This is a genomic window from Massilia sp. TWR1-2-2, assembly GCF_049897565.1.
In the GTDB taxonomy this organism is placed as follows: Bacteria; Pseudomonadota; Gammaproteobacteria; order Burkholderiales; family Burkholderiaceae_D; genus JAFCUW01.
This window is the reverse complement of record NZ_JAFCWM010000015.1, coordinates 105,537-116,086: the sequence shown is the minus strand read 5'-3', so window position 1 is coordinate 116,086 and position 10,550 is coordinate 105,537. Positions and strand designations below refer to the sequence as shown.

At 63.8% G+C, this 10,550-nt stretch carries 11 protein-coding genes; 8 read left to right on the top strand and 3 right to left on the bottom strand.

Features of this window, described 5'->3' with window-relative positions:
- Positions 1 to 123 precede the first annotated feature (123 nt).
- From ccsB to ACP7DD_RS15925, 3 genes are all read left to right on the top strand, one after another.
- A complete protein-coding gene (gene ccsB, locus ACP7DD_RS15935) occupies positions 124 to 1,275 on the top strand; it encodes a c-type cytochrome biogenesis protein CcsB (RefSeq protein WP_426175806.1) in 1,152 nt (383 codons plus the stop codon).
- Positions 1,276 to 1,369: 94 nt separating this feature from the next.
- Entirely contained in the window at positions 1,370 to 2,350 is a 981-nt protein-coding gene (gene msrP, locus ACP7DD_RS15930) for a protein-methionine-sulfoxide reductase catalytic subunit MsrP (protein WP_426175805.1), read from the top strand.
- A gap of 4 nt (positions 2,351 to 2,354) precedes the next feature.
- On the top strand, positions 2,355 to 3,002 hold the full coding sequence (locus tag ACP7DD_RS15925; RefSeq protein WP_426175804.1) for a sulfite oxidase heme-binding subunit YedZ: 648 nt from the start codon (positions 2,355 to 2,357) through the stop codon (positions 3,000 to 3,002).
- A 5-nt stretch (positions 3,003 to 3,007) separates the two neighbouring features.
- On the opposite strand, the gene lysA is transcribed toward ACP7DD_RS15925, so the two are convergent.
- Positions 3,008 to 4,285, bottom strand: coding sequence for a diaminopimelate decarboxylase (gene lysA / locus ACP7DD_RS15920; protein ID WP_426175803.1), 1,278 nt, complete (start codon positions 4,283 to 4,285; stop codon positions 3,008 to 3,010).
- A gap of 3 nt (positions 4,286 to 4,288) precedes the next feature.
- Positions 4,289 to 4,456, bottom strand: coding sequence for an LPS translocon maturation chaperone LptM (lptM, locus tag ACP7DD_RS15915; RefSeq protein WP_426175802.1), 168 nt, complete (start codon positions 4,454 to 4,456; stop codon positions 4,289 to 4,291).
- A 42-nt stretch (positions 4,457 to 4,498) separates the two neighbouring features.
- On the opposite strand from lptM, the gene cyaY reads away from it, so the two are divergent.
- Entirely contained in the window at positions 4,499 to 4,825 is a 327-nt protein-coding gene (gene cyaY / locus ACP7DD_RS15910; protein WP_426175845.1) for an iron donor protein CyaY, read from the top strand.
- A gap of 23 nt (positions 4,826 to 4,848) precedes the next feature.
- Here the strand turns inward: cyaY and ACP7DD_RS15905 are convergent, their stop codons facing one another.
- Positions 4,849 to 7,203: a penicillin-binding protein 1A gene (locus ACP7DD_RS15905; RefSeq protein ID WP_426175801.1), complete on the bottom strand. Its 2,355-nt coding sequence runs from the start codon at positions 7,201 to 7,203 to the stop codon at positions 4,849 to 4,851.
- Between the two features lie 408 nt (positions 7,204 to 7,611).
- On the opposite strand from ACP7DD_RS15905, the gene ACP7DD_RS15900 reads away from it, so the two are divergent.
- From ACP7DD_RS15900 to ACP7DD_RS15885, 4 genes are read left to right on the top strand one after another with little or no spacing between them, the layout of a single operon-like run.
- Positions 7,612 to 8,685, top strand: a complete 1,074-nt coding sequence (locus ACP7DD_RS15900) for a pilus assembly protein PilM (protein ID WP_426175800.1) — start codon at positions 7,612 to 7,614, stop codon at positions 8,683 to 8,685.
- Positions 8,685 to 9,320 (top strand): PilN domain-containing protein, encoded by a 636-nt coding sequence (locus ACP7DD_RS15895; protein ID WP_426175799.1) that lies wholly within the window; start codon positions 8,685 to 8,687, stop codon positions 9,318 to 9,320. Before ACP7DD_RS15900 ends, ACP7DD_RS15895 begins: the two co-directional genes overlap by 1 nt.
- An 18-nt stretch (positions 9,321 to 9,338) precedes the next feature.
- Entirely contained in the window at positions 9,339 to 10,010 is a 672-nt protein-coding gene (locus tag ACP7DD_RS15890; RefSeq protein WP_426175798.1) for a type 4a pilus biogenesis protein PilO, read from the top strand.
- Positions 10,007 to 10,549 carry a pilus assembly protein PilP gene (locus ACP7DD_RS15885; protein ID WP_426175797.1) on the top strand — a complete coding sequence of 181 codons (543 nt, stop codon included), beginning with the start codon at positions 10,007 to 10,009 and terminating at the stop codon, positions 10,547 to 10,549. Before ACP7DD_RS15890 ends, ACP7DD_RS15885 begins: the two co-directional genes overlap by 4 nt.
- Position 10,550: the final 1 nt, after the last annotated feature.

Sequence of the window (10,550 nt, the reverse complement as noted above, 5' to 3'; positions counted from 1 at the left end):
CCTATCTCACTGGTCTGTGGCCCATTGGGGTGTGGGGGGGTGGTGGGGGGGCCCCCGCGCCGGCCGCCAACACGTGGGGGTCAGACCTAGGTCTGACCCCGACGTTGCAATCAGGAGAGCAAGATGGAAATATCGCAACCACACACCTATTCGCAAACCCCCGGCTACTTCAAGCGCCTCGGCGCGCTCGACTGGCTGTTCGCCGCCGTGCTGCTGGGCGGCGCGCTGTTCGGCCTGTCGCGCTACGGCGCCTACATGGACGTCTACGAAAAGGCGATCCTGCTGCTGGCCGCGCCGACCTTCGCCGCGCTCGGCTGGCACTGGAAGCCGGTGCGCTGGCTGATGCCGCTGGTGGCGCTGCTGTCGCTGTGGGCGATCGCGCTGTACGCCGGCAACCTCGACATGGCGAACAAGAAATTCTTCCTCAAGTACATGCTGTCGTCACAGTCCGCCATCCTGTGGATGAGCGCGATGTTCGTGTTCTCGACCGTGTTCTACTGGATCGGCCTGGTCGCGCGCTCGGACTTCGGTTCGGCGGTCGGCTCGAAGCTGTGCTGGGCAGGCGTTGTGCTCGGCTTCACCGGCATGATGGTGCGCTGGTTCGAGTCCTACCTGATCGGCGCCGACGTCGGCCACATCCCGGTGTCGAACCTGTATGAGGTGTTCATCCTGTTCGCGCTGATCACCGCCATGTTCTACCTGTACTACGAGCAGCACTACAGCACCCGCCAGCTCGGCGCCTTCGTCATGCTGGTCATTTCGGCCGCCGTCACTTTCCTGCTGTGGTACACCGTCACCCGCGACGCCGCCGACATCCAGCCGCTCGTGCCTGCACTGCAGAGCTGGTGGATGAAGATCCACGTGCCGGCCAACTTCATCGGCTACGGCACCTTCGCGCTGGCGGCCATGGTCGGCACGGCCTACCTGCTCAAGTCGCACGGCTACCTGGTCGACCGCCTGCCGGCCCTGGAAGTGCTCGACGACGTGATGTACAAGGCGATCTCGGTCGGCTTCGCGTTCTTCACCGTGGCCACCATTCTCGGCGCGCTGTGGGCGGCGGAAGCGTGGGGCGGTTACTGGTCGTGGGATCCGAAGGAAACCTGGGCGCTGATCGTCTGGCTCAATTACGCCGCCTGGCTACACATGCGCCTGATGTCGGGCCTGCGCGGACGCGTGGCGGCCTGGTGGGCGCTGGTCGGCTTGCTGGTGACGACGTTCGCTTTCCTGGGCGTCAACATGTTCCTGTCGGGTTTGCACTCGTACGGCAAGTTGTAAGGATTTCGTAGCCCCTGAAAGTTTCGGCAAGATGGTGTAAGGTTGGTGTTGTGTCCACGACAAACCTTACACCATTGAAATTGCCGGAGAAGCCATGCTGATCAAACGTAGTCCGAACGGCCTCGATCTGCCGTTTTCATCTGAAATTACGCCGCAGGAAGTGTACGAATCGCGCCGCAAGTTCATCAAGCAGATGGCGGCGGGCGCCGTGGCCGGCTCGGCGCTGTGGGAGATGGCGAACCGCGAGGCGTTTGCCCAGACGACCGCGCCGCAAAAGCTGGCCGGCAAGCTCAATCCCGCCTATTCCGCGCTCGACAAGCAGACGCCGTTCAAGGATGCGTCGACCTACAACAACTACTACGAGTTCGGCACCGACAAGTCCGAGCCGGCCGTCAACGCCCATACGCTCAGGACGCGTCCGTGGACGGTCTCGATCGAAGGCGAAATCAAAAAACCGATGACGCTCGACATCGACGGTCTGCTGAAGCTGGCGCCGATCGAAGAGCGCGTCTACCGGCTGCGCTGCGTCGAGGGCTGGTCGATGGTCATTCCGTGGCAGGGTTTTTCGCTGTCCGAGCTAATCAAGCGCGTCGAGCCGAACGGCAACGCCAAGTTCGTCGAATTCACCACCCTGGCCGACCCGAAGCAGATGCCCGGCATACGCAGTCCCGTGCTCGAGTGGCCGTATGTCGAGGGCCTGCGCATGGACGAGGCGATGCATCCGCTGACGCTTCTGACGATGGGCATGTACGGCCAGGTGTTGCCGAACCAGAACGGCGCGCCGGTGCGCATCGTGGTGCCGTGGAAATACGGCTTCAAGTCGGCCAAGTCGATCGTCAAGATCCGCTTCGTCAAGGAGATGCCGCGCACCGCCTGGAACGTGTCGGCGCCGAACGAATACGGCTTCTACTCGAACGTCAATCCCGACGTCGACCACCCGCGCTGGTCGCAAGGCAGCGAGCGGCGCATCGGCGAAGACGGCTTCTTCCAGAAAAAGCGCAAGACGCTGATGTTCAACGGCTACCCGCAGGTCGCGTGGATGTACACCGGCATGGACCTGAAAAAGAACTTCTGATGCCATGGCGTTAAATCCCACCCCGCGGCAACTGACCGCGATCAAGGGCGCCGTGTTCGCTCTGGCGCTGGTGCCGGTGGCAAAGATGGCCTACCTGACCATCAGCGGCCAGCTGGTCGAGCCGCTCGAACACATCACGCGCGGCACCGGCGACTGGGTGCTGTATTTCCTGTGCCTGACGCTGGCGGTGACGCCGCTGCGCCGCTTTACCGGCTGGAACTGGCTGGTCAAGCTGCGCCGCGAGATTGGACTGTTCGCCTTCTTCTACGCGTTCCTGCACTTCATGACGTTCCTGTGGTTCGACCATTTCTTCGACGTCGCCGAGCTGTGGAAGGACGTCGTCAAGCGCCCGTTCATCACGGTCGGCTTCATCGCCTTCGTGCTGCTCATCCCGCTTGCCGTGACGAGCACCAACGGCATGATCCGGCGCCTCGGCGGCAAGCGCTGGCAATGGCTGCACCGGCTGATCTACCTGATCGCGCCACTGGGCATCTTGCATTTTTGGTGGATGAAGGCAGGCAAGAACGACTTTCAGGAGCCGATCATTTTCGGCGCCATCGTCGCGGTGCTGCTGGGATTGAGGATGTACTGGAAACTGGCGAAGCCGGCGCCGCGCGCGCCGTTGGCAACGGCCGCGCGGCGCGGCGTATGACGCAGTTACTTGATCAGCGACTCGAGGGCGAACAGGTCGGCCGGGTTTTCGCGCTGGCGCACGACGTGCACCTGGTCGCCGTCGACCATGATCTCGGCGGCGCGGCCGCGCGTGTTGTAGTTCGAAGACATCGTCATGCCGTAGGCGCCGGCGCTCATGATGGCCAGCAGGTCGCCGGCGTGGGCCGACAACACGCGGTCGTGCGCCAGCCAGTCGCCCGACTCGCACACCGGTCCGACGACGTCGTAGTTGGCCGCTTCACCTTCGCGCGGGGTGACCGACTGCACGCCCATCCACGCCTGGTACAGCGCCGGGCGCATCAGGTCGTTCATGGCCGCATCGACGACGCAGAAATTCTTCGTCGCGCCGGGTTTCAGGTATTCGATCGTGGTCAGCAGCACGCCGACGTTGCCGACGATCGAGCGGCCCGGCTCGAAGATGACCTTGATCGGCGCGCCGTCGTAGCGCGCGGCGCGCCAGGCGTCAATTTTCTCGAACAGGCGGCCGAGGTAGTCGGCCACCGGCACCGGCGCCGCTTCGCCCACTTCGCCGTAGTTGATGCCCAGGCCGCCGCCGATGTCGAGGTGGTGCAGCACGATGCCTTCGTGGCCGAGCGTGTCGATCAGTTCGATCAGCTTGTCGAGCGCTTCGAGCAGCGGCGCGTCGTCGAGCAGCTGCGAGCCGATGTGGCAGTCGATGCCGGCAACGAACAGGTGCGGCAGGCTGGCGGCGGTACGGTAGGTCGCCAGCGCATCGTCGAAGGCGACGCCGAACTTGTTCGCTTTCAGGCCGGTGGCGATGTAGGGGTGGGTCTTGGCGTCGACGTTCGGGTTTACGCGCAGCGACACGCGCGCCGTCTTGCCCATCTCGGCGGCGACGTCGTTGAGGCGGTGCAGTTCCGGAATCGACTCGACGTTAAAGCACAGGATGTCGTGCGACAGCGCCAGGCGCATCTCGGCGACCGATTTGCCCACGCCGGAAAAAATCACCTTGGCCGGGTCGCCGCCGGCGGCCAGCACGCGCAGCAGTTCGCCGCCCGAGACGATGTCGAAGCCGGCGCCGCGGCGCGCCAGGATGTCGAGGATCGCCAGGTTCGAGTTGGCCTTCGTCGCGTAGCACACCAGCGCGTCGCGCCCGCTGCAAGCGTTGGCGTAGGAGTCGAAGTTTTCCAGCAGAGCCACCTTCGAATAGACGTACGTCGGCGTGCCGAATTGTTCGGCGATGGCGGGCAGGGGAATACCTTCGGCGTGCATGACGCCGTCTTGATAGGGGAAATGCGACATGGTTTAGCGTTGCTCGGACGGTAGGGAAGAAGGTGGGCTCACGGGAATCGCAGGTGCGGCCAATGGCGCGGCCGGCTTGGCGGGCGGCGTTGGCATGTACAGCGGCCCGGTCTGGCCGCAACCGGCCAGGAGGGCTGCAATGCCGATGATGAGCGCAAGAGATGACTTCACGATTAGAATCACGGTTGGATTAAGACATTGGAGTGTAGCATGATGAGCGAAACAGAATTTCTGGACCTGGCCGAATCGACCCTGACGACGATCGAGTCGACACTCGACCGCCTCAACGACGAGGACGTGATCGACGTCGAATGCAAGCGCAGCGGCAATGTGCTTGAAATCGAATTCATCGACAACGGCAGCAAGATCATCGTCAACAGCCAGGCGCCGATGCAGGAGCTGTGGGTGGCGGCCAAGTCGGGCGGCTTCCACTTCAAGCGGGTTGGCGCCGACTGGATCAACACGCGCGACGGCTCCGAGCTGTTCGCCGCGCTGTCGCAGCTGGCCAGCGCCCAGGGCGGCGCGCAAATCACGCTGTAAATAAAAACTGGCGTTCCCGACAGTTAGAACAGCTCGTTCTTGACCGCGTCCTTCTGCTTTTCCTCGGCCGGCGTGCCGCGCGTGCCGACGTCGAGGCTCTGCACGCCGGTGCCCGGCGGATTCTCGGCGTAGTAGTACTCGTCGCCAACGTGCACCAGCCCGGCCGGCACCTCACGTTCTTCGACCGGAATATTCTTCAGCGCCTTTTGCATGTAGCCGATCCAGATCGGCAATGCCAGCCCGCCGCCGGTTTCCTTGTTGCCCAGGTTTTTCGGCTGGTCGTAGCCGATCCACGCGATCGCCACCAGTTTCGACTGGTAGCCGGCGAACCAGGCGTCGATCGAATCGTTGGTGGTGCCGGTCTTGCCGGAAATGTCGGGGCGCTTCAGCGACAGCGCCTTGGTGGCGGTGCCGAAGCGCACCACGTCTTTCAGCATGCTGTCGACCAGGAAGGCGTTGCGCGCGTCGATCACGCGGTTCGCTTCGACGCCGGCGCGGTCCGGCACCGCCTGCGACAGCACCTTGCCATCGGCGTCGGTGACCTTCGAGATCAGGTAAGGGCTGACGCGATAGCCGCCGTTGGCAAACACCGCGTAGGCGCCGGCCATCTGCAGCGGCGTGGTGGCGCCGGCGCCAAGCGCCAGCGTCAGGTACGGCGGGTTCTTGTCGGCATCGAAGCCGAAGCGGCTGGTGTATTCCTGGCCGTACTTGGCGCCGATCTTGTGCAGGATGCGGATCGACACCATGTTCTTCGACTTCGTCAGGCCCTTGCGCATCGTCATCGGCCCGTCGTACTTGCCGTCGTAGTTCTTCGGCTCCCACGCCTGGCCGCCGGTCTGGCCGGCATCGAAACTGATTGGCGCGTCATTGATGACGGTCGCCGGCGACAGGCCGCGCTCGAGCGACGCCGAATAGATGAACGGCTTGAACGACGAACCGGGCTGGCGCCACGCCTGCGTCACGTGGTTGAACTTGTTGCGGTTGTAGTCGAAGCCGCCGACGAGCGCGCGGATCGCGCCGTCGGTGGTGTCGGCGGCGACGAACGCCGATTCGATCAGCGGCATCTGCGTGATGCTCCAGGTCGCGCCGCCTTCCTGCGTCACGCGGATCACCGCGCCGCGCCGCACGCGCCGGTTCGGCGCCGCTTTTTCGGACAGCCACGACTGCGCAAAGCCGAGCCCGGCGCCGCTGATCTTGAGCTCTTCGCCGGACGCGGTGACGGCGGTAATGCCGGTCGGGGTGGCGCTGAGTACCATCGCGGCGATGATGTCGTCGCTGTCGGGATGCTCGGCCAGCTCGGTTTCGATCGCCTCGTCGGCGTCTTCCTTCCGCGACGGGATGTCGATGTAGGCTTCCGGACCGCGGTACGGATGGCGCTTCTCGTAATCCATCACGCCGCGCCGCAGCGCCAGGTAGGCCGCATCCTGGTCCGCCTTGGTGACGGTGGTAAATACGTTCAGGCCGCGCGTGTAGGTTTCTTCCTTGAACTGCTCATAGACCAGCTGGCGCGCCATCTCGGCGACGTACTCGGCATGCACGCCGAATTCGGCGCTGTCGGTCTTGATGCGCAGCTGCTCGGCCTTGGCGACTTCGAACTGGGCCGGCGTGATGTAGCCGAGCATGTGCATGCGCTGCAGGATGTATTGCTGGCGCGTGCGGGCGCGCTTCGGGTTGACCACCGGGTTGTAGGCCGACGGCGCCTTCGGCAGGCCGGCCAGCATCGCCGCCTCGGCCACGGTGATGTCCTTGATGCTCTTGCCAAAGTAGATCTGCGCGGCCGACGAGAAGCCGTACGCGCGCTGGCCCAGGTAAATCTGGTTCATGTAGACCTCGAGGATCTGGTCCTTGCTGAGGTTCTTTTCGATCTTCCACGCCAGCAGCACCTCGTACGCCTTGCGCTTGAAGGTCTGCTCGCTCGACAGGAAGAAATTGCGCGCCACCTGCTGGGTGATGGTGGAGGCGCCCTGGCGCGCGCCGCCGGTGGCGTTGTGCACCGCCGCGCGCAGGATGCCGGTGTAGTCGACCCCGCTGTGCTGGTAGAAGCGGTCATCCTCGATCGCCAGCACGGCCTTTTTCATTACGTCGGGGATCTCGTTGATGCGCACCAGGTTGCGCCGCTCTTCGCCGAACTCGCCGATCAGCACGCCGTCGGCGGAAAAGATCCGCAGCGGCATCTTCGGCCGGTAGTCGGTCAGCGAGTCGAGCGCCGGCAGGTTCGGATACGCCATCGCCAGCGCGAACACGACTACCAGTACGCCGGCCAGTGCGGTACCGGCCAGCACGCCGACGGTGATCAGGGCAATCCGCTTGGGCGTGGCCTTGCGCGCGCCGCCGGCTGGGGAAGGGGACTTCTTGGCATCCTTAGGGGAGGAACTCATGCGGGTCGAATCTTTCGCTATATTGATGCGGCTAATTATAAGGCAGGCCTAGAGTACACGGTGCACCGCGACCTTTGCGCAAGCCGCTCAAGGCGGGCGCGAGCATGCCGACAATTTGCCTGCGGCAACGTCGAACACCCCGTTTTAAGGCGGTGTGAGCGAGCCGACAACTAAGATGGCAAAGGGTTTACAGAGTGTCGTTTATCCGCCCAACTCAATAAAGTTGGTATGCAGAAATACCTTTACATGGGCTAAGCCTTGTTGCTACGATTTAATGTATTGCCTCATGTTACTGATCTAAATGGCGGTTTTATAACAAATTCCCTGTTAGTACGACGTCAGTTTTCGTTCTTGCAGGAAACTTTCGCAGCGTTAGCAATGATGTTGTAGTTGAGGAGCACGCTCGGTATGGTCAATCTCGGTTCCTTGTTTGGACAGTCCAGTCCCCCTTTGCTGGGCCTGGATATCAGCACGTCCGGCGTTCGCCTGGTCGAGCTGGCAGACGCCGGCAAAGATGTGCTGCGGGTCGAGCGCTACGCTTCCGAGCCGCTGCCGCGCGGCGCCGTGGTCGACGGCAACATCGAAAACATGGAGCAGGTCGCCGACGCGGTGCGCCGCGTGTGGAAAAAGAGCGGCACCCGCGTCAAGCTCGTCGCGCTGGGCATGCCGCCGGCGTCGGTGATCACCAAGAAGATCATCTTGCCGGCCGGCCTGTCGGAAGACCAGCTCGAGGTGCAGGTCGAATCCGAAGCGAGCCAGTACATCCCGTTCGCGCTCGACGAAGTCAGTCTCGATTTCGACGTGCTCGGCGTGGCCGCCAATTCGCCCGACGACATGGACGTCATGCTGGCGGCGGCGCGCAAGGAAAAAGTCGAGGACCGCGTGGCAATTGCCGAAGCGGCCGGCCTGACGGCGGTGGTGATGGACATCGAATCGTACGCCGCGCGCGCCGCGCTCGAACGCGTCGCCGACCGCATTTCCGGCGGCCAGGACCAGATCGTCGCGCTGTTCCAGATCGGCGCCCAGGTCACCCACATTTCGGTGATGGAAGGCGGCAACACCATCTACGAGCGCGAGCAGCCGTTCGGCGGCAACCAGCTGACGCAGGACATCGTGCGCGCCTACGGCCTGTCGTTCGAAGAAGCCGAGAACAAGAAGAAGGCCGGCGACCTGCCGGAAAATTACCAGGCCGACCTGCTCGGACCGTTCCTCGAGAACGCCGCGCTGGAAGTGACGCGCGCGATCCAGTTTTTCTACACGTCGACGCCGTACACCCGCGTCGACCAACTGTACCTGGCCGGCGGCTGCGCGCTGATTCCCGGCCTGCTCGATATCGTTGCCAGCCGCACCAAGATTTCCAGCGCCATCGTGTCGCCGTTCAAGGGCATGCAGCTCGGGCCCGGCGTGCGCGAATCGCAGCTGCGCGCCGAAGCGCCGGCCTACCTGGTTGCCTGCGGCCTGGCGCTGAGGAGATTTGGCTGATGATCAGAATTAACCTTCTTCCGCACCGCGAAGAAAAACGCAAACAGAAAAAAACCGCGTTCGTCGCCCTGATGGCGCTCGGCGGCATCCTCGGCGTGGCCGTGGTGCTGGTCGTCGGCGGCTACAACGCATCGCGCATCTCGATCCAGAACGAGCGCAACCTGGTGCTGAGCAACGCCAACGCCGAACTCGACAAGAAAATTGTCGCGATCGCCACGCTCAAGCAGGAAATCGAAGCGCTGAAGGCGCGCCAGCAGGCGGTCGAAGATCTGCAGGGCGACCGCAACCAGCCAGTCTACCTGCTCGACGAGCTGGTCAAGCAGACGCCGACCGGGGTCTACCTGAAGTCGTTCAAGCAGGACGGCCAGCGCGTGTCGCTGACCGGCTACGCGCAGTCGCAGGAGCGGGTCGCCGAAATGCTGCGCAACCTGGCCGGCGCCTCGCCGTGGCTGGAAAAGCCGGAACTGACCGAAGTGAAGGCGGTGGCGCTGACGCAAAGCAAGACCGGCAAGAAGGTCGTCGAATTCACCCTGGTGGTCGGCATCAAGCGCCCGCGCGACAAGGACGCCGTCAAGGGCGTGCCGAAGCCGGGCCAGCCGATAGTCACCGTGGTCGCCGCCGGCGTCACCCCTTAAGCGCCGATCGGATACTTCATGGACATTAATCTGAAAGAAATCGGCGCGCAGCTGTCGGCCCAGTTCCAGGGCCTGGCCGGCCGCCATCCCGGCCTGTGGCCGCTGGCGCCGCGGGTGCTGTGCGCCATCGGCGTGATGGCCGGCGTCGTCGCCCTCGGCTACTTTGGCTACTGGAGCACCCAGTTCGAAGACCAGGACCGGCTGGCGCAGGACGAACAGCGCCTGCGCGAGGAATACAAGATCAAGATGGCGCAGGCGATCAACCTCGACGCGCTGCAAGTGCAGCGGGTGCAGGTCGACCAGTACGTCGAGCGGCTGCAAAAGCAGTTGCCGAGCAAGGCCGAGATGGCGGCGCTGTTGTCGGACATCAACCAGGCGGGCCTTGGCCGCGGCCTGCAGTTCGACCTGTTCCGCCCGGGCCAGGTGGTGGTGCGCGATTACTACGCCGAGCAGGCGATCGACATCCGCGTCAACGGCAGCTACCACGACATCGGCGCGTTCGCCGCCGACATGGCCAACCTGCAGCGTATCGTCACCCTCAATAACATGGCGCTGACGGCCGGCAAGGACGGCGTGCTCACGCTCGACGCCGTCGCCAAGACGTTCCGCTACCTCGATCCGGAAGAAGCCAGCGCGCAGCGCAAGGCGCGCGCCGTCAAGGCCAAGCTGGCCAAGGGAGCCGCCAAATGACGATGATCCGCACGGTTGCCACTTTGACGGCGGCGTTGCTGCTGGCCGGTTGCAGCGCCAGCGACGTCAAGGAAGTGCAGGACTGGATGGCGCAGGTCAAGAAGGACACCAAGGTGTCGGTGGTGCCGATCGCCGAGCCGAAAACGTTCATCCCGTTCGCCTACGCGGCGCAGGACGCGATCGACCCGTACAGCCCCAACAAGCTGCTGGCCGAACTGGCCCGCGCCGCCGAAAAGTCGGACGCGAAGTACCAGCCTGACATGGACCGCCGCAAGGAGCTGCTCGAGAGCTATCCGCTCGACACCTTCACCATGGTCGGCGTGATCCAGAAGGCCGGCACCACGTACGCGCTGCTGCAGATCGACCGCGCGGTGCACCAGGTCAAGGCCGGCCAGCGCATCGGCCAGAACTACGGGCTCGTCACCGGCGTGAGCGAAGGCGCAGTCAATATCAAGGAAGTGGTTCAGGATGCCGGCGGCGAGTGGGTCGAGCGACTGTCGAAGCTGGAATTGCAGGAAAGCAAGGAGACCAAGAAATGAT